General features: G+C 60.2%; 22 protein-coding genes and 1 pseudogene. 16 read left to right on the top strand and 7 right to left on the bottom strand.

Features of this window, described 5'->3' with window-relative positions:
* The coding region (locus HMPREF2792_RS10260; RefSeq protein ID WP_304439942.1) for a biotin/lipoyl-containing protein at positions 1 to 395 on the bottom strand (395 nt) is incomplete at its 3' end.
* Positions 396 to 543: 148 nt separating this feature from the next.
* Between HMPREF2792_RS10260 and HMPREF2792_RS10255 the strand changes: the two genes are divergently transcribed.
* On the top strand, positions 544 to 942 hold the full coding sequence (locus HMPREF2792_RS10255; protein ID WP_070519782.1) for an oxidoreductase: 399 nt from the start codon (positions 544 to 546) through the stop codon (positions 940 to 942).
* On the opposite strand, the gene HMPREF2792_RS10250 is transcribed toward HMPREF2792_RS10255, so the two are convergent.
* Positions 939 to 1,481 (bottom strand): isochorismatase family protein, encoded by a 543-nt coding sequence (locus tag HMPREF2792_RS10250; RefSeq protein ID WP_070533375.1) that lies wholly within the window; start codon positions 1,479 to 1,481, stop codon positions 939 to 941. The two genes, HMPREF2792_RS10255 and HMPREF2792_RS10250, sit on opposite strands and share 4 nt — an antisense overlap.
* A gap of 28 nt (positions 1,482 to 1,509) precedes the next feature.
* Here HMPREF2792_RS10250 and HMPREF2792_RS10245 point away from each other — a divergent pair, with 28 nt between their 5' ends.
* Positions 1,510 to 2,784, top strand: coding sequence for a glutaminase (locus HMPREF2792_RS10245; RefSeq protein ID WP_070533373.1), 1,275 nt, complete (start codon positions 1,510 to 1,512; stop codon positions 2,782 to 2,784).
* Between the two features lie 52 nt (positions 2,785 to 2,836).
* On the opposite strand, the gene HMPREF2792_RS10240 is transcribed toward HMPREF2792_RS10245, so the two are convergent.
* A complete protein-coding gene (locus HMPREF2792_RS10240; protein WP_070533371.1) occupies positions 2,837 to 4,336 on the bottom strand; it encodes a leucyl aminopeptidase in 1,500 nt (499 codons plus the stop codon).
* A 155-nt stretch (positions 4,337 to 4,491) separates the two neighbouring features.
* Between HMPREF2792_RS10240 and HMPREF2792_RS10235 the strand changes: the two genes are divergently transcribed.
* Complete coding sequence (locus HMPREF2792_RS10235; RefSeq protein WP_070533369.1) at positions 4,492 to 5,592, top strand: branched-chain amino acid aminotransferase; 1,101 nt, start codon at positions 4,492 to 4,494, stop codon at positions 5,590 to 5,592.
* A 12-nt stretch (positions 5,593 to 5,604) separates the two neighbouring features.
* Here the strand turns inward: HMPREF2792_RS10235 and HMPREF2792_RS10230 are convergent, their stop codons facing one another.
* Positions 5,605 to 6,519 (bottom strand): nicotinate-nucleotide--dimethylbenzimidazole phosphoribosyltransferase, encoded by a 915-nt coding sequence (locus HMPREF2792_RS10230; protein ID WP_070533367.1) that lies wholly within the window; start codon positions 6,517 to 6,519, stop codon positions 5,605 to 5,607.
* Between the two features lie 12 nt (positions 6,520 to 6,531).
* Positions 6,532 to 7,224 (bottom strand): DUF3043 domain-containing protein, encoded by a 693-nt coding sequence (locus HMPREF2792_RS10225; protein ID WP_070533389.1) that lies wholly within the window; start codon positions 7,222 to 7,224, stop codon positions 6,532 to 6,534.
* 167 nt (positions 7,225 to 7,391) lie between these two features.
* Between HMPREF2792_RS10225 and HMPREF2792_RS10220 the strand changes: the two genes are divergently transcribed.
* Complete coding sequence (locus tag HMPREF2792_RS10220; protein ID WP_070512402.1) at positions 7,392 to 7,736, top strand: HesB/IscA family protein; 345 nt, start codon at positions 7,392 to 7,394, stop codon at positions 7,734 to 7,736.
* A 133-nt stretch (positions 7,737 to 7,869) separates the two neighbouring features.
* Here the strand turns inward: HMPREF2792_RS10220 and asnB are convergent, their stop codons facing one another.
* Complete coding sequence (gene asnB, locus HMPREF2792_RS10215) at positions 7,870 to 9,792, bottom strand: asparagine synthase (glutamine-hydrolyzing) (protein ID WP_070533365.1); 1,923 nt, start codon at positions 9,790 to 9,792, stop codon at positions 7,870 to 7,872.
* Between the two features lie 354 nt (positions 9,793 to 10,146).
* Between asnB and HMPREF2792_RS10210 the strand changes: the two genes are divergently transcribed.
* From HMPREF2792_RS10210 to HMPREF2792_RS10155, 12 genes and pseudogenes are all read left to right on the top strand, one after another.
* Positions 10,147 to 11,226 carry an aa3-type cytochrome oxidase subunit II gene (locus HMPREF2792_RS10210; protein WP_070533363.1) on the top strand — a complete coding sequence of 360 codons (1,080 nt, stop codon included), beginning with the start codon at positions 10,147 to 10,149 and terminating at the stop codon, positions 11,224 to 11,226.
* A 19-nt stretch (positions 11,227 to 11,245) separates the two neighbouring features.
* Positions 11,246 to 11,677, top strand: a complete 432-nt coding sequence (locus HMPREF2792_RS10205; RefSeq protein ID WP_070533361.1) for an aa3-type cytochrome oxidase subunit IV — start codon at positions 11,246 to 11,248, stop codon at positions 11,675 to 11,677.
* A 555-nt stretch (positions 11,678 to 12,232) separates the two neighbouring features.
* Positions 12,233 to 12,844, top strand: coding sequence for an aa3-type cytochrome oxidase subunit III (locus HMPREF2792_RS10200; RefSeq protein WP_369815732.1), 612 nt, complete (start codon positions 12,233 to 12,235; stop codon positions 12,842 to 12,844).
* 67 nt (positions 12,845 to 12,911) lie between these two features.
* Positions 12,912 to 13,799 carry a cytochrome bc1 complex diheme cytochrome c subunit gene (locus HMPREF2792_RS10195; protein ID WP_070519807.1) on the top strand — a complete coding sequence of 296 codons (888 nt, stop codon included), beginning with the start codon at positions 12,912 to 12,914 and terminating at the stop codon, positions 13,797 to 13,799.
* The gene (locus HMPREF2792_RS10190; protein WP_070519809.1) at positions 13,796 to 15,016 is read left to right on the top strand and encodes a cytochrome bc1 complex Rieske iron-sulfur subunit; all 1,221 of its coding nucleotides are present in this window, start codon (positions 13,796 to 13,798) and stop codon (positions 15,014 to 15,016) included. The genes HMPREF2792_RS10195 and HMPREF2792_RS10190 overlap by 4 nt, the downstream gene beginning before the upstream one ends.
* Complete coding sequence (locus HMPREF2792_RS10185) at positions 15,016 to 16,638, top strand: cytochrome bc1 complex cytochrome b subunit (protein WP_070533360.1); 1,623 nt, start codon at positions 15,016 to 15,018, stop codon at positions 16,636 to 16,638. Before HMPREF2792_RS10190 ends, HMPREF2792_RS10185 begins: the two co-directional genes overlap by 1 nt.
* Positions 16,639 to 17,514: 876 nt before the next feature.
* A complete protein-coding gene (locus HMPREF2792_RS10180) occupies positions 17,515 to 18,144 on the top strand; it encodes a C40 family peptidase (RefSeq protein WP_070533388.1) in 630 nt (209 codons plus the stop codon).
* Positions 18,145 to 18,302: 158 nt separating this feature from the next.
* Positions 18,303 to 19,379 carry a C40 family peptidase gene (locus tag HMPREF2792_RS10175; protein ID WP_070533358.1) on the top strand — a complete coding sequence of 359 codons (1,077 nt, stop codon included), beginning with the start codon at positions 18,303 to 18,305 and terminating at the stop codon, positions 19,377 to 19,379.
* Between the two features lie 3 nt (positions 19,380 to 19,382).
* A complete protein-coding gene (locus HMPREF2792_RS10170; RefSeq protein ID WP_070533356.1) occupies positions 19,383 to 20,546 on the top strand; it encodes a glycosyltransferase family 4 protein in 1,164 nt (387 codons plus the stop codon).
* A complete protein-coding gene (locus HMPREF2792_RS10165) occupies positions 20,539 to 21,495 on the top strand; it encodes an ROK family protein (RefSeq protein WP_070533355.1) in 957 nt (318 codons plus the stop codon). The genes HMPREF2792_RS10170 and HMPREF2792_RS10165 overlap by 8 nt, the downstream gene beginning before the upstream one ends.
* A 66-nt stretch (positions 21,496 to 21,561) precedes the next feature.
* Complete coding sequence (locus tag HMPREF2792_RS10160; protein ID WP_070533353.1) at positions 21,562 to 22,308, top strand: lysophospholipid acyltransferase family protein; 747 nt, start codon at positions 21,562 to 21,564, stop codon at positions 22,306 to 22,308.
* Between the two features lie 3 nt (positions 22,309 to 22,311).
* A pseudogene (locus tag HMPREF2792_RS10155) lies at positions 22,312 to 23,295 on the top strand (acyltransferase family protein); the annotation flags it as partial.
* Positions 23,296 to 23,330: 35 nt separating this feature from the next.
* On the opposite strand, the gene HMPREF2792_RS13480 reads toward HMPREF2792_RS10155, so the two are convergent.
* The gene (locus HMPREF2792_RS13480; RefSeq protein ID WP_369821996.1) at positions 23,331 to 24,593 is read right to left on the bottom strand and encodes a glycosyltransferase 87 family protein; all 1,263 of its coding nucleotides are present in this window, start codon (positions 24,591 to 24,593) and stop codon (positions 23,331 to 23,333) included.
* Positions 24,594 to 24,632 lie beyond the last annotated feature (39 nt).

Below are 24,632 nucleotides of genomic sequence, written 5' to 3'. Positions count from 1 at the left end.
TCGGTGACGGACTCACCGAGTTCCGGCATCTCAACGTCGGTGGCATCACCAGAAGCAGCAGGGGCCTCGGACTCAGCGTCTTCAGCAGGCTTGTCCGGAGTCTCCTCGGCCTTCTCGGAGGAATCCTCCGACTCCTCAGCAGCCGGTGCGGACTCGCCCTCGTCACCGATGATGGCGATGACCTCGCCCACGTCTACGGTGTCATCTTCCTCTGCCTTGATTTCGAGGATGGTGCCGGCGACCGGGGATGGGATTTCGGTGTCGACCTTGTCGGTGGAGACCTCGAGCAAAGGCTCGTCGACCTCAACGGTGTCGCCGACGGACTTCAGCCACTGGGTAATCGTGCCTTCGGTTACAGATTCGCCCAGTTCGGGCATCACAACAGAGTGTGCCATAAGTATTAAGACTCCTCGAAAGTTGGAATTATTGAAACGCTAGTGTTCGATTCTACAGCGTGTTTATAAAAGGCGCGCACGGGTGGGGTGAATTAGGGCATCCTCCGCACGAAGGGGATGAAGGATGCCTCCGGTAGGCTAAAGAGCCATGTTCAACCCCTTCCGCCGCAACAGCTCTAAGTCCCAGCTGCGCCCGCCCCGCGCACCGGGGGAGACGATTCGCGCAGAAGATGCCCGCGAGCTTCAAACCTGGGCACAGGGGCGCGCGTATATCGAGGCCTTTGTTGAGCCGGAGACCGTGGTCAACGAGATGTCCGTGGTCGTAGTTGATGAGAACGGCGCCTTCATCCGCCGCCGTATCGGCGGGCCGAAAGGGATCGATGCGGTAGCCAAGCTGCTTCGATGCGATGTCTATGACGTCGAGGAGACCGGCTATCCGCAGCGCATGCGCGAGCGCATTGAACGCGAACGCATCCTGCGCAAGAGGGAAGAGCAACGTGAACGTCGCGAGCGCTTTGAGCAGCGCCAGCAGCAGAATAAGGACTAGTCCTTCACGATGGTTGCGCCCGCATCCGCGAGCTCGGCAAGCGCGGCGGCGCCACGGGACTCATCGACAGGCGCGCAGTAGTGTGCCAGAACGCGGACGGCGAAGCCTTCCTTAACTGCGTCGAGCGCCGTGGCCCGCACGCAGTGATCGGTGGCGATGCCAACGATGTCCACGGCGGTGATGTTGCGCTCGCGCAACCAGTCTGCCAATGACACACCATCGGCCGCGCCTTCGAACCCGGAATAAGCAGCGGTGTATTCGCCTTTGCGGAAGTAGGCTTGGGCGGCGCCGATGGATTCGTGCATGGCGGCACCAAAGGAATCAGCAACGCAGTGCACTGGCCAGGAATCGACGAAGTCGGGCGATTCGGAAAAGTGGCTGCCCGGATCGATGTGCCAGTCCTGGGTAGCCACGACGGTGTCATAGCTGGGTTGAAGGGCACCGATACGGTCAGCCACCTCGTTGCCTTTTTCAGTGGCAAGTGCGCCGCCAGGGCAGAAGTCATGTTGGACGTCAACGATAATGAGTGCAGGCTTCATACGCGGTAATTCTATAGGCTAGACGCCGATGAAATCACCGATTCCTTTTTATCTACAAAAAATCCTCGACCGCGTTCACGACCACGATTCCGGCGAGGTCGCGGACTATATCCCAGAGTTGGCCAGCGCAAACCCTGAGCAACTCGGCGTAGCCCTGTGCTCTGTGACAGGGCACCTGTACAGCGCTGGTGACGCGGAGAACCGCTTTACCATCCAGTCCATCTCAAAGCCCTTCGTCTACGCGCTCGCTTTGAGTGAGTTGGGCTTAGATGCGGTGCGTGATGTCGTCGGCCTCGAGCCCTCTGGGCAGGCTTTCAACGAGCTTTCCCTAGCCAAAGACCACCGTCCGGTAAACCCGATGATTAACGCCGGGGCCATTGTGGTCAACCAGCTCATCAACGGCGTGGATTCCTCCGTGGAGGACCGCGTGGAAAAGATACGTAGCTTCGTCTCGCAGCTGGCGGGGCGCGAGGTAGACGTCGATAAGCGCCTGTGTGACTCCGAGCTCGAGCACGCCGAACGAAACCTTTCGCTCGCGCACATGCTGCGCTCCTATGAAATCATTCAGGACGATGCCCACGACGCAGTTCTGTCCTACACCTCGCAGTGCGCGCTGTCGGTCGACGTGCGCGACCTCGCCGTCATGACCGCGACTTTGGCCAATGGTGGGCGCCAGCCGGTGACGGGGGAGAAGATTCTGGACGCCGATGTGTGCCGCATGACCTTGGCAGTGATGAGTTCGTGTGGCATGTATGACGGCGCGGGGCGGTGGATGGCGGAAGTGGGAATCCCCGCTAAGTCGGGTGTGGCCGGCGGGCTCATTGGTACGCTGCCGGGGCAGATCGGTGTGGCGACGTTCTCGCCGCGCCTCGACGAGCAGGGAAATAGCGTGCGTGGCACCGCGATTTTCCGCGAGCTTTCCTCGGACATGGGCCTGCACCTGATGTCCACGGAGAACCGCTTCGGCGTGCATCCGGTACGCAGTGTTGATGAAGATGATGAGACGGCCATCATCCGACTGCAGGGCCACATCAATTTCACCGCTACGGAAGCCATCCTCCACGAGCTGGAGGAGCGCCAATTCTCTGGCAAGCGCCTAGCGCTGGACTTCTCACAGGTTTCCGGCCTGCACACGGTGGGCCGGCGCATGCTCAAGGAAGGCCTGCGCCGGCTGCGTGAGGGCGGCAACGAGGTGGCGCTTGTCGACGATAACGGGGTCGTCACCGACCGCGCGATGTCCGACGGCACCGTCCTCCCGCTGGCGGACAAGGAGGACTACGTCATCGCCGGCGAAGAGGTGTGAGCGGCCTGAAGCCGCTCACACGAGGGGCCGAATTGAAGACGCTCACACGAGATTAGGACTCGGAGATCTCGCGCAGCGTTGCCACCACGGTGCGCACCGGTACGCCGGTGGCGCGCTTCGGGGTGTAGCCACGCGGAGCGGAACCGTTCCAAGAGGGGCCGGCGATATCGATGTGCGCCCACTCGATGCCTTCGCCTACGAACTGCTTGAGGTACGTGCCGGCGAATTCCATGCCGCCCTCGCGCTTAGCGTTGATGTTGCGGATATCCGCGGCCTGGGACTTGATCTCCTCGTCGTGCTCCTCCAGCAGCGGCATCGCCCACGCGTTTTCGCCCACCTCGCGGCCGATTTCGGCGATGCGATCGCGGAAGACCTCGGAGCCCATAACGCCCGCGGTGCGGGAGCCCAGCGCCACGATCTGTGCGCCGGTAAGAGTGGCGGTCTCGATGAGGTAGTCGGGCTTGTCCTCGCTGGCGCGCGCAATGGCGTCGGAAAGCACGAGGCGGCCCTCGGCGTCGGTGTTGAGCACCTCTGAGGTCAGGCCACCGTAGTGGGTAATGACATCGCCCGGGCGGGTGGCGCCAGAGCCCGGCATGTTCTCAGCCAGCGGCAGGGTAGCGGTGATCTGGACCGGCAGCTTTAACTTGGCAGCCGCGATAATGGTGGCAGCCATGGCAGCCGAGCCGCCCATATCCGAAATCATGTCCCACATACCGTTGCCCGGCTTCAGGGAAATGCCGCCGGTATCGAAGGTGATGCCCTTGCCCACGAGAGCCACGTGCTGCTTGGCCTTCTTGGGCTTCCAGCTCAGGCGCACCAGGCGCGGCGGGCGGGCCGAGCCCTTACCCACAGCCAAGATACCACCGAAGCCCTGCTTTGCCAGCTGCTTTTCATCGAGCACCTCGACGTCAAGCCCGGCTTCCTTGGCCTGGCTGGAAATGATGGCGGCGTAGGACTCCGGGTAGAGCTCGTTCGCCGGGGTATTCACCAAGTCACGGGTGAACAAGACAGACTCTGCCACGGTGCGAGCGGCCTCGAACTCCTCGGAGGCGGACTTATCAGCCACGACGACGAAGGTTGCCGGCTGTTCCTTCTTAGTGAGCTCGGTGGAGCGGATGCCGCGGTAGGCGTAGCCGCCAAGGATGAGGCCTTCGACGGCGGCGCTCACACCGAAGTCCGCGAGGGTGGTCACGATGGTGCCCACGCCCGCGGTGGCGCGAGCGGCGCTGCCCGCGGCGCGGCGCAGCGCTTCATCGTCGAGTTCCTCGACGCCGCCCAAACCCAGCGCGATGACCTGTGCGGCGCCCGCCTTCTGCGGTGCGGGGACCTTCACGATTTCCCCAGCCTTGCCCGTCGCCCCCACTGCGGTGAGGGCCTCATACGTCGAGCGCAGCGCCGAGGAGCCGAGCAGGGAGGTACCCGGCACCTCGAGCCCATCCTCGCCAGCAAAGGTTGCGATCAACAGGGCGTCCGCCTGCTTGGGGGCCTTCTTGGCCAGCTCAACGGTGGGGAAAGAGCCGCGTGCGGGCAATTCGAACGTGGTAGAAGCCACGATGTCCTCCTTGAGAAAAGTGACAATGGGATACTCCTCACACCCTACCCGTGTCCATGATGTGGGACGCGTCAGGGGCGATGCGCTCAAGGGGTGACTACGCCGCTAGGGCATTTCTGCATATCTATAGGTGTTGGGGGAGTACGCTATGAAACATGTTGAATTACACCGTGACGCGAACTGAAAACCCCACCTCCCCGGAGCGCCTGCAGGAGATTTTGGCTAACCCGGGCTTTGGCAAATACTTCACCGACCATATGGTGACGATTGACTGGACCGAGGACAAGGGATGGCACGACGCGCAGGTGCGCCCTTACGCGCCGTTCAGTATGGATCCGGCGTCCACCGTATTCCATTACGGCCAGGCTATCTTCGAGGGCATCAAGGCCTACCGTCAGCCCGATGGCAGCATCGCCACCTTCCGCCCGGAGCAGAACGCGCAGCGTCTGCAGGCTTCCGCGGAGCGCATGGCCATGCCGCAGTTGCCGGAAGAGGAGTTCATTGAGTCGCTGCGCCAGCTTGTCGCCGTCGACCAGGCCTGGGTCCCCGAAGCCGGTGGCGAGGCTGCCCTGTACTTCCGCCCCTTCATGATCGCCACCGATGTGTCCCTGGGCGTGCACCCGGCGCACTCCTACCGCTATGTTGTCATCGCCTCCCCGGCCGGCGCGTACTTCTCCGGTGGTATCAAGCCGGTGTCCGTCTGGCTGTCCACCGACTATGTTCGCGCCGCCCCCGGCGGCACGGGTGCGGCCAAGTTCGCCGGCAACTACGCGGCCTCCCTGCTCGCTCAGGCGCAGGCAGCGGAAAAGGGCTGCGACCAGGTGGTGTGGTTGGATGCCATCGACCGCACCTACATCGAGGAGATGGGTGGCATGAACTTGGCCTTCGTCTACGGCGAAGAGGGCAACCAGACTCTGGTAACCCCGGCGTTGTCGGGATCGCTGCTTCCGGGCATTACCCGCAAGTCCCTGCTGCAGGTGGCCGAAGATATGGGCTTGAAGGTCGAAGAGCGTCGCATCACCTACAAGGAGTGGGAGCACGACGTTGCCTCCGGTGCGATGGTGGAGGCCTTTGCCTGCGGTACCGCTGCCGTCATTACCCCGGTGGGCCACGTCATGGGCACCGATACTGACTTCCACATCAACAACGATGAGGCAGGGGCCACGACGATGGCTTTGCGTGAGCGCCTCACCGGCATCCAGCGCGGGTCCGTTGAGGATACCCACGGCTGGCTGCACACGCTGGTGGAGGCTTAGAGCGCAATTCGCTTAGGCAAGCTCGGCGGCCAGCTGCACCAGCGGCAGGGCCGCGAGCGCGCCGAGGGGGAAACCTTCGCTCAGGTTTAAATCGAGCAGCGGTTCAATCCCGAGCTCCTTGAGGGCGAGGGCATACGCCGGTTCGGGGGTCGTGCTTCCCGCGCGCAGCCAGCCTTTCACGCCGGGGGCACTGCGCTCGGCGAGGACGGCGGCGGTGGCGGCCAGGGGGCCGTCGATAAGCACCGGAGTCCGCCGCGCCGTGGCTTGGGCGATGAAACCCACTAGCGCTGCCACACTCGGGGTGCCGATGGTCTGCACAACTTCCCAGCCTTCCAGGTTGCGGGCGCGGAACATGGAGTCCCGCACAATGCTCACGCGGGTCTTCCACTGCGCATCCGTAATACCGCTGGCAAGCGTATTCGTCCCCACGATGGCCACCGGTTCGGTGTGGGTAATCCGGCCCATAAGGCTTGCGGCGACGGTCGCGTCATCGATGCCACGAGCCGACGCTATGAGTAGATCCGAACCGGAATCGATCTCGCGATCTGCGGTGGCCATGCCCACATCGATGAAGGACTCGAACTCCGCGGGAGTCATGGCGGCGGAGGTGGCGCCAGGCTCAGGGCTGGTGGACTCTGCGCTGGTGCACTCGACGAAGTCTATGCCTGCCCCTGCGCGCTGCGCAGCGCTGAAGATGTTCTCGCGCCACCGTTCCTCATCAGCAGGGGAGTGCTGCGTGAGCTCGTCGTCGGTGGTGTGCGTCGCGATAGCGGGATTGCTGAGAAAGACAATCGCACGAGGGCGCTGAAGGGGCTTAGCCTGCTGAGAATCCTGGGCTGCCGCCAACCACGCGGCAATCTCTGCCACGCGGTTTGGTTGTGCTGCGGTTGCAGGGCGCAGCTGGGGAACGGCGGTGAATTCAGGCATGTGTCCTCCGGTCTAGACGGTGGCTCCGCGCTCCACCTGCGGGCGCGGGGTGCGCCACTTACGCGGCTGGGAGGCGCGGGAGTACGCGTAGAAGCCTAGGCCAAAACCGGCCTCGGTGGTGCCGGGGAACTTGAGACGTACGGCGTTATTGCACTTGCGCGCGAGCCAGAAGCCCTCAACCGCGAAGACCACGATGACCGCCATGGCGCCGATAGAAATGATCTGGGACAGGCGCGGATCCCGGGTGCTGACGAACATGAGCACCAGCAACACGATGGCAAAAGGCATGACCCACTCGTTGATGAAGCGGCGGGAATCTACCCAATCACGCACGTAGCGGCGGACCTCGCCCTTATCGCGGGCGAGTAGGTAGCGCTCGTCGCCAGCGGCCATGCGCTCCTGTGCCACCTTGTTGCGCTCGCGGGACTCTTGGCGCTCTTTGCGCTTGTATTCCTTCCACTCCTGCTTGGACATGGAAGCCTTGAGCTCCTTGCGGTGCTGGTAGCGCTGCGCCTCCGACATTCCTCGGGGATCGCGCTTGACGCCGCGGGCGATTTCCTGCGCATCGCGCTTGGGCGTAGGGCGGCCCTTCGGCGGCGTGTAGCCCTTGCGGTGCGGTTTCTCGGCGGCGGGTTGCTCTTCCGGCGCCGGGGTTTGTTCGGCGGGTGAAGAGGTCTTGTCATCTTTTTGCCACGGAAGTTTCACGCTGTTTAGCGTACAAGGTCGCATGGACATACTGGGAATAGGCCCGCGGGAGCCGGCGTTGAGGAAAGAGAGCACGACACTGTTCTACTGCGAGGCATCCTTTCTTCCTCTCCTGTGAGGGGGTAGGGTGGGCTCCAGAAAATTCCGTATATATAAGAGGAGAAACCATGACCGCTCCCGCGTCTGCAACCGGAGTTATCCTGACCGAGGCCGCTGCTGCCAAGGCAAAGTCCTTGCTTGAGCAGGAAGGCCGCGATGATCTCTCGCTGCGCATCGCTGTCCAGCCGGGTGGCTGCGCTGGCCTGCGCTACCAGCTCTACTTCGATGACCGCACTCTGGATGGTGACAAGGTGGACACCATCGGCGGCGTTAACCTCGTCGTAGACAAGATGTCCATCCCGTACCTCACCGGTGCCAAGATTGATTTCTCCGACACCATTGAGGCACAGGGTTTTACCATCGATAACCCCAACGCTGGCGGTTCCTGCGCTTGCGGTGACTCCTTCAATTAAAGTCACATAGACGATATGCCGAAGCCCTCGCCACGTGGCGAGGGCTTCGCTTTTTATTCTTCAATCTTCTCGGTACCGGGTTCCCGGTACCGTTTCCTACTTCTGGAAGTTGGACAGAAGAGGGTGGGTGACTCTAGAGCTTCACGGGATAATCGCGCTGCTCAATCTTGGGGTCGATGCGCTCTTCCACGAAGATGCCGTGCCAGATCATGAAGGACAGAACCGTCCACAGGCGGCGCGAGTGATCGGATACTCCGTCGCGATGCTCCTTGAGCATCTCCAGTACTTCCTTCTTGTTGAAGATGTCCTCGGTCTGGGACTCCGTGATCTGATCTTGGGCCCAACCGTAGAGTTCATCGCCGGCCAGCCAGTGGCGCAAGGGAACTGGGAAGCCAAGCTTCTTGCGGTGCAGCACGTGCGGCGGGACGATCTGCTCCATGGCCTTGCGCAGCGCGTACTTGGTGGTGCCGTGCGAAATCTTGAGGTCATAGGGGATGGTCTCCGCGACCTTAAACACTTCCTTGTCAAGGAAGGGCACGCGCAGCTCGAGCGAGTTGGCCATGTTCATCTTGTCGGCCTTGACCAGGATATCGCCGCGCATCCACGTAAAGAGGTCGAGGTGCTGCATGCGGGCTACGGGGTCGAAATCTTGAGACTGCGCATAAATCGGCGCGGTCACCTCGCGGTGGTCCCATTCCTGTTTAGCCCAGGGCAGGACGCGCTGGAGCTGCTCGAAGTTGAAGGAACGAGCATTTCCGTAGTAGCGCTCCTCCATGGTCATGGAACCGCGGTTGAGTAGGGACTTGCCCTTCATTCCTTCGGGGAGCACCTGCGAGAGCTTGCCCAAGCCGCGGCGCAGTGGGGAAGGAATCTTCTCAAACGGAGCCAGTGAGAGCGGTTCCTTGTAAATGGTGTAGCCACCAAAGAGCTCGTCTGCGCCTTCGCCGGAAAGTACCACCTTGACGTGTTTGCGGGCCTCTTGGGCGACGAAGTACAGCGGAACGAGGGAAGGATCCGCAACGGGATTGTCCAGGTACCACATGATCTTCGGGACGGCGTCGGCGTACTCCTCGGGGGAGACAATTTTGACGATGTGCTCCACACCGATTGCCTCGGCAGACTCGGCGGCGACATCCACCTCGGAATAGCCTTCCCGCTCGAAGCCAGTAGTGAAGGTGAGCAGGTTCGGATTGTGGCGCTTGGCCAAGGCCGCAATGGCAGTGGAGTCAATGCCGCCGGACAGGAAGGAACCTACGGTTACATCGGCACGCATGTGCTTCTCGACGCTATCCTCCAACGCCCGTGCAATCTTGTCGAAGAGCTTTTGCTCTTCGCCCTGCTTAACGGGCTGAATAGGGAAGCGAGGCTTGAAGTAGCGCTCAGACACGACCTTTTCGCCGGGACGAAGAGTAACGGTGCAACCCGACTCGACGCGGCGAATATTGGCGTGGAGGGATTCCGGTTCCGGCACGTACTGCAGGTCGGTGTAGTGCTCGATGGCGCGCTTATCAAGGCTGAGATCTAGACCTAGCGAATTGGCCATCGAGAGGATGCACTTCATCTCGGAGGCGAACACCGTGCCGGCAGCCGTGGTGGCGTAATAGAGGGGCTTGATGCCGAACTGGTCTCGAGCGGCAAACATCGTGCGCGTTTCGGTGTCCCAGATGACGAAACCAAACATGCCGCGTAGGTGCTCTACTACGTCCTTGCCCCAGTGGTGGTAGCCGACGACGATGGGCTCACCATCGCCCTCGGTGTTAAAGGTGTAGCCGGCGGCGATGAGCTCTTCGCGCAGCTCGACGTAGTTATAAATCTCGCCGTTGAAGGTGAGAGCGTAGCGCTGCGGGTTGTCTTCGGGACCCCAACGCAGCGGCTGGTGGGAGTGCTCGAGGTCGATGATGGACAGGCGGTTAAAACCAAAAGCCGCATCATCGTCATGCCAAGTACCAGCAGCGTCGGGGCCGCGATGGCGCATGCACTGGAGGGACTGCTCGAGTGCCTCCACGTGTTGGGCGGCGTTGCGATCGGCGCTGAGCAGCGCGCAGAGTCCGCACATAAACTTGCTTCTCCTTATATATCAAGGTCTATCCTCGACACACTTTACGGCTGGAGTTGGGCGATCTGCGAACCCCGCGCCGCGTTCCCCGTTAGGGTGCGAACTTTCGGATGATGTACAGCAGTATGCCTTGTGAATTGAGTCATAGGCGGAAGGGGGAGGGTGGGGTAGCTGGTGTGACCTTGCGCAGGTGGGCCGGTAACATCCCGTACGTTCACTATTTATAGAGCGGAACTAACACCTGATCAGTCCAGCGAAAAGGTCTGAAATTCAGGCATGATCCTCTATCCTGATTGGGTAGGAATGCTCTGTGAGTATTCGAGAAGTTTGTGTGCACAGAAAGGCAGAACACACGTGGGACAGCGTAAGCAACGCAACCTCGGCCGTAAGGCAGGCCTGGCGGGCGTTATCGCTCTGGGCGGTCTAGCTCTGGCAGGTTGTGACGTCGCAGCGCCGACGGCCGTTGAAAATCTCCTAGGTATGGGTTGGCCAAAGGGGGTTACCCCTGAGGCTCACTCGATGTACAACTTCTGGATCTGGGTCTGGGTTGCTGCATGGATCATCGGCTTTATTATGTGGGGTCTCTTCCTCACCGCCATCTTCCGTTGGAGCGCGAAGAAGGCTGAGAAGGCTGGCAAGGGCGAGTTCCCGAAGCAGCTGCAGTACAACGTGCCGCTGGAGATGGCTTTGACCATCATTCCGATCCTTATCATCATGGGCCTGTTCTTCTTCACCGTTCAGGCGCAGCAGAAGGTTACGGCCTTGGATAAGAACCCTGAGGTCACCGTTGACGTGACTGCCTTCCAGTGGAACTGGAAGTTTGGTTACGCCGAGAACAAGGTTGATGGCGAGAATTACAACGGCGCCGATACTGAGCGCCAGAAGCTCGCTGAGGAATCTGCTGTGGATCCAGAGGGTACTGCGAACCCCAACCCGATTCACGGTAAGTCCATGGGCGACATTTCCTACCTCAACTTCAACAAGATTGAGACCGTCGGTACCACCGAAGAGGTTCCGGTTCTGGTTCTCCCGGTAGACACTCCGATTGAGTTCCGTCTTGCCTCCGGTGACGTTTCCCACGCATTCTGGGTTCCGGAGTTCCTGTTTAAGCGCGATGCCTACGCACACCCGGAGAAGAACTCCCAGGAGCGTCGCTTCCAGGTTGAGAAGATTGAGGAAAAGGGTGCCTTCGTCGGCCGCTGTGCTGAGATGTGCGGTACCTACCACTCCATGATGAACTTCGAGATCCGCACCGTTGACCGCGCGGACTTTAACGAGTACCTCAAGTTCCGTGAGGAGAATCCGCAGGCAACCAACGCCGAGGCCCTTGAGCACATTGGTGAAGAGCCTTACGCAGTTACCACTACTCCGTTCAACTCGCTGCGCGATACCCGCGATGCCGACAACTTCGTTGACACCACGTCTGCGGCATAAGAAAAGGAACTGATACACAATGCGTGCAACATCTAAGGTCTTTTACGCAATTGCGACCTACCTCTTCGTGTCGCTCATCGTCTACATCATTGGTGTTAACTACGTCAAGGATGATGGCTACCTATACGGCACCGAGTGGGTCGGCATCGTCGGCATGGTCCTTGCCATGCTGCTCTGCATCATGCTGGGCGGCTACCTCCACTTCACCGATAACCGCGTTGACGTCACTCCGGAAGATTGGGAGGAAGCGGAGACTGAAGATGGAGCCGGTATCCTCGGCTTCTTCTCTCCGAGCTCCATTTGGCCGCTGTGCATGACCGGCTCCATTGCGGTGCTGGGTCTTGGTATCATCTACCTCTACTTCTGGATGATCATTCTGGGTGCTGTCCTGCTCGTGACGTCCGTTACCGGCCTGTCCCTGCAGTACGGTATTCCGAAGGAAAAGCACTAAGGCTAAAGCCACATCTGCCGCGCGATTTAGCGCCACGACTTCTCACGCCCCTGCCACGCAACGTGGCGGGGGCCTTGTCGATCTTCAAGGCGTCGCGAAGCGTTGCAAAAAGTTCCCGGAGGCCCCAAAAAACTTCGTGTAGCCCGGCAGACTGGGGAAGGGCTTGGGGTACCAGGATGGCTGGGAGCAGGTCGGCCGTAGGAATTCCAGCACGTTAACGTGCGTTTTTACGGGGGTCATCCGAAAGTTGCAGTCCTGCACTTACGCGGCCGAGCGGGGGTGTGATTTATCTCATTAGGGCACGTCATGGGGAAGTAGCTCTGGCGGACGGGCTCCGGGTAGTTGACGTGCTTTGAATGCTTGCCGTCTTCGTTAGTACGTTGCACTACCTGCAGGGATGGGGCGTCGTAAAGCGCGGTGAAAAGTTCCCAACTATTTCCTGAATGATTTGGGGGCTCCGGACGAGCTGAAGATAGTGAAGGTCTATGCTCTGGCCTCAAAAAAACGGGGGGAAATGAGATGACTTATGCGGCTAGACCAGCCATACTGTTATGCGTGACGAGCGTAGTTTCTAACCAAGGTATGGCAGCACCACGTGTTGCCGCGCTGAACCGACCCAACATGGTCAGCGTTGGCACCATCGTGTTCCTGTCTCAGGAATTGATGTTCTTTGCTGGACTGTTCGCGATGTGGTTCACCTCGCGTGCGAACGGCCAGGAGGGTGACTGGGCTGAGCACACCGCGCACATCAACGTGCCGATGGGCTTCATCATTACGACAGTCCTGGTTCTTTCCTCCGTGACCTCTCAGTTCGGCGTGTTTGCAGCAGAAAGGGGTGACGTATACAAGCTCCGACTCTGGTACTCGGTGACCATCGCGTTGGGTGTTGTCTTCCTAGGCATCATGGCGTTCGAGTGGACAGAGTTGATCATGGCTGGTGTCACTGTTCAGTCCAGCGTGTTCGGTTCGGTCTTCTACATTCTGACCGGCTTCCACGCGGCTCACGTGACTGCGGGTCTGATTTCCTTCGGAATCATCTTGGCGCGCATCGCCCGCTCCAAGTTCACGCCTGCACAGGCCACCGCGGCAATGGCAGTGTCCTACTACTGGCACTTCGTTGACGTTGTGTGGATCGGCGTGTTCGTAGTCATCTACCTAGTTCAGTAGGCCGTAGTCGCCGGGGAGCAACCGGCCTACAGCCATTCATTTCCATGTACGAGTTATCTAAAGGAAAATGATGGATAACATCCAGCAGCCCGCCGCAGTGGAAGACACCACTGCCGCGGCTAAGAAGACCCGCCGTCGCCGCAAGGCGAAGCGCACGCTGGCTGGCGTCTTTGCGCTGAGCATCGGCCTTACCGGCGCTGGCGTCTTGGCTTCTGCCTTGACCCCTGACGCGCAGGTGGCTACCGCCGCAAAGGATGACCAGGCACTCGTTCAAGAGGGCAAGGACATCTACGAAGTCGCTTGTATTACCTGCCACGGCGCTAACCTGCAGGGCATCCAGGACCGCGGCCCGTCCCTCGTTGGCATTGGTGCCGGCTCCGTGTACTTCCAGGTTCACTCCGGCCGCATGCCGATGATGTCTAACGACGCTCAGGCTGAGCGCAAGACTCCGCGCTACACCGAGCAGCAAACCCTGGCGCTTGCCGCTTATGTTGCTGCCAACGGTGGCGGTGCCGATATCGTCTACAACGAGGACGGCTCCGTTGCGCAGGAATCCCTGCGCGGCGCTAACTACAACGGGCAGATTCAGGCAGAGGACGTAGCTAAGGGTTCTGAGCTCTTCCGCATGAACTGCGCGTCCTGCCACAACTTCACCGGCAAGGGCGGCGCGCTGTCCTCCGGTAAGTTTGCCCCGCCGCTGGCTCCGGCCAACGAGCAGGAGATCTACCAGGCAATGCTGACCGGCCCGCAGAACATGCCGAAGTTCTCTGACCGTCAGCTGACCGCAGACGAGAAGAAGGACATCATCGCCTACCTCAAGTCTGCAAAGGAAACCCCGTCCCCGGCCGGCTGGTCGCTCGGCGGTCTCGGCCCAGTGGCTGAGGGCCTGGCAATGTGGATCATCGGCATCAGCCTTCTGTGCGTTGCCGCTATGTGGATTGGATCTCGCTCATGAGCAACGTAAAGAAGAATTACTCTCGCAAAGAGCTCGATGCTATGAGCAACGACGAGCTCGCAGCACTCGGCACCGAGCTTGACGACGTCACCGTCGCATTCCGCAAGGAACGCTTCCCGGTCGAGGGCGACCCCGCTGAGAAGCGCGCCGCCGGCAATGTCACCTTCTGGCTCATCGTTTCTGTACTGATGGGCATCGCCTTCCTTGGCGTTTACCTTTTCTGGCCGTGGCAGTACAAGATGCTGGGAGAGGACGGCCTGTGGTGGCACACCCTCTACACCCCGCTGCTGGGCCTGACTTCCGGCCTGTGCATTCTGGGTCTGGGCTTCGCCATCGTTCAGTACGTCAAGAAGATTCTCCCGGAGGAGATCTCAGTTCAGCGTCGCCACGACGGCCCTTCCGAAGAGGTGGACCGCCGCACGCTGACCGCGCTGCTTAATGATTCTTGGAACACGTCGACGCTTGGTCGCCGTTCCACCATCAAGGGTCTGCTCGGCGGCGCCGGCGTTCTGTTCGGCCTGACGGTTATTGCGCCGCTGGGTGGCGCCATCAATAACCCGTGGAAGAAGCGCCACGATCTGAACTATGCCGGCGACGGCACGTTGTGGACCTCCGGTTGGACCATGCATGAAAAGGGCGTCAAGCTCTACCTTGCTCGCGACACCGGTACTATTGCCGAGAAGCATGAAGGCGAATCCGGCACTCACTACACCACCCGCGGTGTTACCCGCCTGGTTCGTGTACGTCCGGAGGACCTTGCGGCCGGCGGCATGGAGACCGTTTTCCCGCTGGCTGCTGAGGATGTCAACGATGGTGCTGAGTACTCCGAGGACAAGGACGTCTACGAGAACCACATGCACTCCATCCATGGCAACCGTAACGCCGTGATGCTCATCCGCCTGCGCAACGATGACGCCAAGAAGGCCATCGAGCGCAAGGGCCAGGAGGACTTCCACTACGGCGATTACTACGCCTACTCCAAGATTTGTACCCACATTGGTTGCCCGACCTCGTTGTACGAGGCTCAGACCAACCGCATTCTCTGCCCGTGCCACCAGTCGCAGTTCGACGCTCTGCACTACGGCAAGCCGGTCTTCGGTCCTGCCGCCCGTGCACTTCCGCAGCTGCCGATTGACGTGGACGAAGAGGGCTACCTCATTGCTAAGGGCAACTTCATCGAGCCCGTCGGACCTGCATTCTGGGAGCGTAAGTCATAATGAGTAACAAACTTGCACAGATGGGTAACAACATGGACGAGCGGTACTCCGCTGCCGGCGTCCTGCGTACCCAGCTCAACAAAGTCTTTCCCACTCACTGGTCCTTCATGCTCGGTGAGATGGCACTGTACAGCTTCATCATCTTGGTGCTGACCGGCATCTACTTGGCGCTGTTCTTCGATCCTTCCATCACGAAGGTCATTTACGACGGCGCTTACACCCCGCTCAACGGTGTGGAGATGTCGCGCGCCTATGCAACTGCGCTTGACCTCTCCTTCGAGGTCCGCGGCGGTCTGTTCGTGCGCCAGATGCACCACTGGGCAGCACTCATGTTCATGATGTCCATGATTGCCCACATGCTTCGCATCTTCTTCACCGGTGCGTTCCGTCGCCCGCGTGAGGCCAACTGGATTATCGGTTGCGCCTTGATTCTCTTGGGCATGATCGAGGGCTTCCTCGGTTACTCCCTCCCGGACGACCTCCTCTCCGGTGTCGGTCTGCGAATCATGTCCGCCATTATCCTGGGCCTGCCGATCATCGGCACCTGGCTGCACTGGGCCATCTTCGGTGGCGACTTCCCGTCCGACCTGATGCTGGATCGTTTCTACATCCTGCACGTGCTGGTTATCCCGGGCATCATCCTGGGCCTGATTGCAGCTCACCTCATCATGGTCTGGTTCCAGAAGCACACCCAGTTCCCTGGACCGGGCCGCGCTGAGAACAATGTTGTTGGCGTCCGCATTATGCCGGTCTTCGCCACCAAGGCCATTGGCATGGGCATGATGGTTGCCGGCGTACTGGCTCTCATCTCCGGTCTGATGACTATTAACTCCATCTGGAACCTTGGCCCGTACAACCCGTCTCAGGTTTCCGCTGGTTCCCAGCCGGATATTTACATGCTGTGGACTGACGGTGTTGCTCGTGTCATGCCGGCATGGGAGCTGTACATCGGCAACTACACGATTCCGTCCGCCTTCTGGGTTGCACTGCTCTGTGGCTTGATGGTTGTGTTGCTGTTTGCTTACCCGTTCATCGAGAAGAAGCTGACTGGTGACGACGCCCACCACAATCTCTTGCAGCGCCCGCGCGATGTCCCGGTTCGCTCCGCTATCGGCGCGGCTGCCATCACGTTCTTCCTTCTGGTGACGCTGTCCGGTGGTAACGACCACGTGGCTCACTTCTTCCAGATCTCCCTGAACGCGATGACCTGGGTTGGCCGTATCGGTCTCATCGTCCTGCCGCCGATCGCTTACTTCATGACCTACCGCATCTGCGTTGGTCTGCAGCGCTCCGACCGTGAGGTCCTTGAGCACGGTATTGAGACTGGCGTTATCAAGCAGCTGCCGAATGGTGCCTTCATTGAGGTTCACCAGCCGCTTGGCCCGGTGGATGACCATGGACACCCGATTCCGCTCGAGTACTCCGGTGCCGCGGTTCCGAAGCAGCTCAACCAGCTTGGTCTGGCTGACTCCGAGACACAGGGCATCTTCTCTTCCGATGACCCGTCCATCGTCTCCCGCGTCAACGAGATTCGCCACGAGAACCACGCTGAGGAGGCGGAGATGTTCCGCCAGCTCAACGAGTCTAATCGCCGCGAAGACGAGGAGAACGGCCGCATCTAGCGCCTTCACTCGCTGAAACACGCTCACAAGAGCCCGTGCTCCTTTCCAATACGAGGAAAGGAACACGGGCTCTCAGCGTTTCTGTATCCGCTTCGTAGCGCTGTGGCGGGCTTCAGGGCGCACTGGTGGGCCCTGACTCGGATAAGCGCTTCATGGCTCTGCCATGGTTGGGTAGAGCGGCTTCAGTTAAATTTCCGTTAACGGTGAGTCAACTTTGCTCCTTAATGTCACGCAAGGTGGCTGATCTCTGGTGGGGTGAGGAATAGTACTGGGGGTCGGTGGAGGAATCTGCTAAAAGTTCACAGCATTTCCTGATTCTTTGGTGGTGTTTTAGGAGTGCACTGTGGGTAGATTGGGGCATTTGATTCCTAGCATTACCGGTATGTGACGAAGGTTACACCGCTATTTTTGTAGCCTCTTCTGGTTGCGGGCTTGCGCTATTGGTCTAGCGGTCTCGTGATGGATTGTGGCCCCGTTGTGGCAGGTTGTTGCCCGTATTCTCCGGCGGGTAGTGTGTATTGGAGTTGGGGCCGCGCGGGGGATGTCTTTTAGGTTTCCGTTTGATAACAGGACGGTAACGAAGCCGGTTTTGTGTTTCCGACTCGACATTGCTTGTGATGATTTCGTAACCTATTCGAGACATTGAGTTACCGACACGGTGTACACATCACCGGTGCTCAATACGAACTGAAGATTTAAGCGCCGCGTCTGGCCCCTCCTAAAACCGGGGGCCGAGCGGAGATGGCTCTACAGGAATGGGTCATCGTCGAACGCTAGGCCCGCACCTTGGGTCAGAGCTTTTATCCGCACTCTGGAAAGCGACATGCTTTCCGTGCGGAGGAAGTAGGCGCATAGGAAGATTTGGAGTTTAAATTCGTGGCTAAGCACCGTCGTCAGGGCAACGTGAACACCCGTCGCATCGCATCTACCGCTGCTATTGCAGCAACCGCAGCTGTTACCGTACCGGCTGCCGCCAACGCTGCCGAGGTCGTTGTTCCGGACACCGACATCCGCTTTGAGGTCGCCGGCCTGGAGAATGTTCCTAACATTCAGCAGCTGCCCAACGTTGATCGCTACATCCCTGCCTTCAAAGCAAACCAGGGTGGCGGCTACGCCGCTGCTGTTGAGTCCCCGGCGGCACCGGCCCCGGCGCCGACCCAGTCCGTGGGTGAGAAGGTTCTTGAAGCCGCTCGTTCCGCGATCGGTTCCCCGTACGTCTACGGCGCTAACGGCCCGAGCGCCTTCGATTGCTCTGGCCTGACCTCCTGGGCCTACCAGCAGGCTGGCGTGTCCATCCCGCGTACGTCCCAGGCACAGGCATCCGCTGGCACCCCGGTGTCCCTTGATGCCCTGCAGCCGGGTGACATCATCGTGTACTACTCCGGTGCATCTCACGTTGGCATCTACACCGGCCATGGCACCATCATTGACGCTCTGAACTCCGGTACCCCGGTGGGTGAGCGTTCCCTGAACTACATGCCGATTCACTCCGCAGTTCGCTTCTAAGCGCACTCGGTAATCGTCCTAACCCCTTCCGCCGCTCTTGCCATGTTGATGGTGAGGGTGGGGAAGGGGTTCGGTTATTCTTGTAGCCGTTATGTTTTTGCTCGACTGAGGGTATAATTCAGTTATCTATTAACCTTCTCTAAGTTTCGGGGGTATCCATGTCGCGTCGTGGCCTTGCGTGTGCGGTCGCTGCACTTGCCTTGAGCACGGTTCCAGTTGCCGTCCTTTCACCGTCGGCTTTGTCCCAGGAGGTTTCTCCGGAGCAGCAGCAGGAAGGCGCTCCGCAAGCGGAGGATCCTGAAGACCTGCCCGGCCTCATTGAGCGCATGGCGGACGTCGCCCAGCGCGTGTCTGCCAAGGGTGAGGAAGTCAAGGGGCTCGAGGATGAGCTCGCTGAGTCGGAGAAAGAGATCGGCGAGCTGGAATTAAGGGCCGAGGAAGCGCAGCGCACTTCCGAAGACGCCTCAGCCGCTGTGGCCGAACAACAGGAACGCATCGATGCTCTAGCGCAGAAGCGCTATCGTAGGAATGCCGCCGCAACGTCGGTCTCCGCCGCCCTCAATGCAAATGACGTGGCCAGTGCGGTAGAACGGATGGGCTATCTAGGTGCCCTATCCAAGGCCGCGAAGCGTGAGGAAGACGCAATGGTCGCGGCTTCCGCAGCGGCCGACGACGCGCATCAAGAGGCAGTTGATGCCGCCGAGGAGGCACGCCATAAGCGTGACGAGCTGCAGGTAAAGCGTGACTCGGTGCTGAAAGAAAAGGCCGAGCTGGAAGAACAACAGAAGGAACTTGAGGCCACCGTTGATGGCTTAAGCCCAGAAGCGCGTGAGGCATGGGTCCAGCACTTCGGTGGATCCTCCAACCTTGACTTGGCTGCGCTGGCCGATGGCTCCGGGTCTGCCGCTGTGGAAGCCGCTCTCAGCCGTATTGGTGCCCCGTATGGCTGGGGCGCAACGGGTCCTGATGTTTTTGACTGTTCTGGCCTGATGGTGTGGAGCTATCAGCAGATGGGTAAGAGCATTCCGCGTACCTCGCAGGCGCAGCTCGCCGGCGGTACGCCGGTGCCGCTGGACCAGCTCCAGCCGGGCGATATTGTGGGCTATTACCCCGGCGTTACCCACGTGGGAATGTATATCGGTGATGGCCAGATTGTTCATGCCTCCACCTATGGCGTCCCCGTGGCCGTGGTGCCGCTGAATTCCATGCCGGTGGAAGGTGCCGTACGCTATTAGGACATGCCGCGCACACTCCTCGTCACCAATGATTTCCCGCCCACCATCGGCGGGATTCAGTCTTATCTCCGAGACTTTCTGGCGACCCTCAACCCGCAGGATGTCATCGTCTTTGCCTCGACCCAAGACGGGGACGCCGCTGCGGAGTATGACTCGACGCTGCCCTATACCGTGGTCCGCTGGCCGCGCTCCATCATGCTGCCAACGCCTGCCACGGACCGCCAGATGCAGCGCCTCATCCGAGAACACGATATCGAGACCGTGTGGTTTGGTGCCGCGGCCCCACTCGCGCTCATGGCGCCGGCAGCGCGTGCAGCGGGCGCGCGCCGCATCGTAGCCACAACGCACGGGCATGAGGTGGGGTGGTCCATGCTTCCTGGGGCGCGACAAGCCTTGCACAGAATCGGCAAGTCTTCGGATGTCCTCACGTATATCTCGGACTACACGCGCAACAGGTTGGAGCCCGCGTTCGGCTCGGGTGCGCGGTGGGTTCATTTGCCCTCGGCGGTCAACCTGGAGGATTTCACGCCAGCTACCGCAGCAGAGAAGCAGGCGGCCCGCGCGCATTTCGGGTTGGGTTCCGGCCCAGTAATTGTCTGCATCTCCCGCCTGGTCCCGCGTAAAGGGCAGGATCAACTCTTGCGCGCTATGCCAGCGGTGCGTGGGCGAATTCCAGATGCGCAATTACTCATTATCGGACGCGGCCGCTACGAGCCGACCTTGCGTGAACTTGCGCATCTGTACTATCCAGACGCCGTGATTCAGGAGGCGCGAGATACGGCGGAATTGCGTTTGGCCCTCCATGCGGCCGATGTATTCGCCATGCCTGCGCGCACTCGGGGTGGCGGACTCGACGTCGAGGGACTCGGCATTGTTTACCTTGAGGCGCAGGCGGCGGGGCTGCCAGTGGTTGCTGGAGATTCCGGCGGAGCGCCGGAGACGGTGACTCCGGAGACAGGGCTCGTTGTGCGCGGGTCTTCGGTGCCGGAGCTTGAGGAGGCGCTGTGCACGTTGCTTGGCGATGCCCCCCGGGCCCACCGTATGGGGGCAGCCGGGCGCCGCCACGTGGAGGAGCGCTGGACGTGGGAAATCATGGGCGCACGATTGCGCGAGATTCTCGAATGTGATCGAGGGCAAGCCGGGGTATATCCTACTAGTCATGCTTGAACACACTCCCTCCGCTGAAGGCGGCCGCAGTGGCCTCACCATCGGGTTCGATATTGGTGGCACAAACCTGCGCGCCGCGGTGATTGATCCCGCCGGAGAGATTGTGGATTCGATGAGCGTGCCTACGGCCGCGGAAGCGCGAGAGCTCGAAGATGACATCGTGCGTTGCGTCGACAGCCTCGCAGCTTCTCATGACATTGATGCCGTTGGACTTGCCCTCGCAGGGTTTTTGGATCCCGAATGCGAAATTGTTCGTTTTGCTCCGCATTTGCCGTGGCGGGACGCCCCCGTGCGTGAAATCTTGAGCAAGCGCTTGGATGTTCCGGTCCGGCTTGAGCACGACGCCAACTCGGCCGCGTGGGGGGAGTGGCGCTTTGGTGCAGGACGCGGGGCGAAGGAGTGGGTCTTCTTTGCCGTCGGTACCGGCATTGGAGCCACGCTATTTAATGACGGCACGATTTACCGCGGAGCTTTCGGCACTGCCCCTGAGTTTGGGCACCTCGTTGTTTCGCCGGGCGGACGCCAATGTTCGTGCGGAAAGCGCGGCTGCCTTGAACGCTACGCGTCCGGAACCGCTCTGCCGGACACCTGCGCGGATCTGCGCGGTGACTTTGAAACCACCCTCCCGGAGAATCCCTCCGGCGAGGAGATCACCGCGGCTGCCCGCCGGGGAGATCCGCTAGGTCTGGCTGTCATGGATAACTTCGGACAGTGGTTGGGGCAGGGACTATCCATGGTGGCGGATGTCCTTGACCCCGAGCTGATCGTCATCGGCGGTGGGGTATCCAAGGACGCGGATCTGTACCTAGATCGGGCACGGGAAGCCATGGCTAGCCAGATTGTCGGGGCCGGTCACAGGCCTCTGGCCCGAGTCGCAACCGCGAAACTGGGTTCCGCGGCGGGTATGATTGGTGTCGCTGATCTCGCCCGCCAGGAGCACCGAGGTTAACACCGCACATTTTTCTTTCACCGGACAGCGCGGTCTGTTCGGCATAAACAGATAGGACTATAAGCGATGCGAAACAAGTGGTACTGGGCCTTTAAGCACATCTTTTTTGGCCCGGCCCTTCGAGTATGGAACCGCCCATGGTCCGAAGGAATGGATCGCATCCCGGAATCCGGTTCGGCTATCTTGGCATCCTCTCACCAAGCCGTCATGGATTCTTTCTACTTCCCCCTGTTGTGCCCGCGGCAGATTACATTTCTGGCTAAGAGCGAGTATTTCACCACCCCCGGTTTCGTTGGCGGCCTGCAAAAGTGGTTCTTTAGCTCCGTGGGGCAGGTGCCGATTGATCGCGTCAACAAAGACGCGAGCGACGCCATGCTAGCGAGCGCGCAACGCATTATCGGCCGTGGGGATCTCTTTGGAATCTACCCGGAGGGAACTCGTTCGCCCGATGGGCGCATCTACAAAGGGCGCACCGGCATGGCGCGCATCGCGCTGACCACTGGTGAGAAGGTAATTCCCATTGCCATGATTAATACCCGGAAGGCAAACCCGATCGGTTCATGGATCCCGCGCCCGGTTCGCGTCGGCATGCGCGTGGGTGAGCCCATCGACCCCCAGGCGTGGGCTGCCGAGCGCAACCTTGATCCACAGGACCACGCTACCGTGCGCGCCTTCACGGACTACGTGATGAAGCAGCTAGCTGAGTTGGCGGGTAAACCCTATGTCGATGTATACGCCTCCGATGTGAAGGCCTCCCTGCAAGCTGGACACGGCTACCCGGAAGGGGCCGAGCCCGGTTCGGAGGCACGGTAGTCAGTGTCTTCTTCTCTAACCAAACGCCTGGCGTGGCCCGATGTAGCGAAAGGCATCTCCATCCTGGGTGTCGTGCTACTGCACATCACGCTCACCGTTCCTGAATCAGGGGAGACGTGGCTGGCGGCCTTTAACGTCTGGCTGGATCCGCTTCGCTTACCTCTGTTCTTCTTGGTGAGCGGCTTTTTTGCCCAGAAGGTTTTTCGCTTTAGCTTCGCGGAGCTTTTCACACGCCGCCTGTGGTACTTCCTCGTTCCTTATGTGGTCTGGATGCTCGTTGAGCAACAAACCAAACGCGTGGAGTACCACTGGGTCTTTGGAGATCCCGTCTTCGATGTTGGTCAAATGACGGCCAGCCTGCTCGTGGGCCATTCCATGGCATGGTTTTTGCATTCGCTGATTCTGTTCAACATCTTCTTGTGGTGCGTACGCAAGCTCCCCGGGTGGGCAGCGATGGCGCTGAGCTTTAGCCCGATTCTGTTCATCGCTTGGCAGGCGCAATACACCTCGATTGCGAAGGCCATCATGTTTCTCCCGGTCTTTGTCGGCGCTGCCTATTTCCGTGATGCCATTTCCGACTTCGCTGCAGCTATCGAGGCACCGTTTAAGGGCATATGGGATCACCGCAGTTTTTGGGCGTATTCCGGGATGACAGTGGCCTACGCCATCGGCTTTTTTACTCGCCGCGCGTGGGATAACTTCTCCGGAGAAGTTGACGTCACGTGGTTGTTGCCTGGTACGGAGGCGCTGGTGCGGGATGACGTTCACATCCTCGTTCGCATGGTAGAGCAGTTCTTCGAGGTGCCAGTGGGAATCGCGGTGGCGGTGGCGGTGTCCTATATTCCGGCCTTGTCCACTGGTCTGCGTTTCATCGGTGCCCACACGCTGCCTATCTATCTAGGGCATCCCATCGGTCTCACCGTTCTTTATGGCTACCCCATGGCGCTCCATCCTCGGGAGGTTAGCCTGGCGGGCCAGTGGCCGCTGGAAAATACGTGGTTCTGGCTTAGCATGTGCGTTCTTTATTGCGCTGTCGCGTCGCTAGCACTGTGGGCTTTGGGCAAGGTGCCCGTCGTGGGCTGGACGCTTAAACCGCCGCCGATCGGTGCGAGTCGGCGAAAAACGGAACCGTTGTCTGTAGGCTCAAGCCTGAGCCAGCAGCTCACCGCGACAAGAAACACGACGAGCAAGAAATAGTCGTTGCCCGGAATCTGCTGCCACCACGACCACGTCAGCTCCAGCTGCTCATTGTGCGGGACGAGCCAGTGGCCGCGGGCCAGCAACGTCAGCCATGTGAGGGCAGCTAGGAACCAGTGTCGGCGGGCGGTCAGATATACCGCTGCCAAGCAGAGCCACGTGAAATGGTGAGACCACGAGACCGGGGAGCACAGCAGCGCCGCCGAGGAAGCGAGCAGCACGAGCTCAACCTGCGATGATGTATGTTCCATGAGCCACCACAGAAGCGCGACGATGGCGATGCATCCGAGAATCCAAAGAGCTGATGCTTGCTCGGGGACAATGCGGCTTAGCAGGCCGCGGAGTGATTGGTTGCCGGAGTAGGCCAGCCCGCCGATGCGCGAGGAATCACGGAGGGTATCGGTCCAATACACCGCGGAGCTCGCCGGGGAGGCGAGGTGCCCCACTACGCCACATGCGACAAAGGAGACCACCGCCGTGGCAAGAGCGCGCCAGTCGCGGCGAACGAAAAACACGGCGAGGAAGACCGCTGGGGTGAGCTTGATGGCTATGGCAATGCCCGTAAGCACACCACGCCACGAGCTTCGTGGGCTCAGCAGTAAGCAATCTACAACGACCGCCGCGGTCAACAAAAGGTTCACTTGGCCGAAGCTGAGCGTCTCAGTAACCGGTTCCATCAGCATGCAGGCGCACAATGCCCACGAGGACCACCAACCAGGTCGCTCAGTAGCACAGCTCCGAGAAATCACGGCATACAGGCAAACCCACAGCGCCCCGAGCGATGCTGCGGTAAGAAGAACGGACAGCGGCCACAACGGGAGCCATGACACCATGGCGAAAAGCGCTGCAGCAAAAGGCGGGTAGGTAAAAGGCAGCGAAAAACCGTTGTCGAGCACATAGCTCTGTGCGTAAAGATTCTCTCCGCGTAGAAGCGCGCGTCCTCCCTCGCGATAGACATCGAGGTCAATGTGGTAATAAGGTGCAATGCTGCCGCTGCTGAATAATGCCGGAAGCTGGATAATCCACGCTAGGGAGGCCAGCCCTGCTATGAACAAGGGGAGAAGAGGGGAGGAGAGAGCTTTCTTCACGCAGTTGAGTATAGACCCCAGTGGGCAGGCCTATGTGGG

Origin of the sequence: Corynebacterium sp. HMSC068H04 (genome assembly GCF_001811255.1) — a bacterium.
GTDB classification, from domain to species: domain Bacteria; phylum Actinomycetota; class Actinomycetes; order Mycobacteriales; family Mycobacteriaceae; genus Corynebacterium; species Corynebacterium hesseae.
The sequence above is the reverse complement of the archived record's forward strand: the minus strand, read 5'-3'. Positions and strand labels throughout refer to the sequence as shown.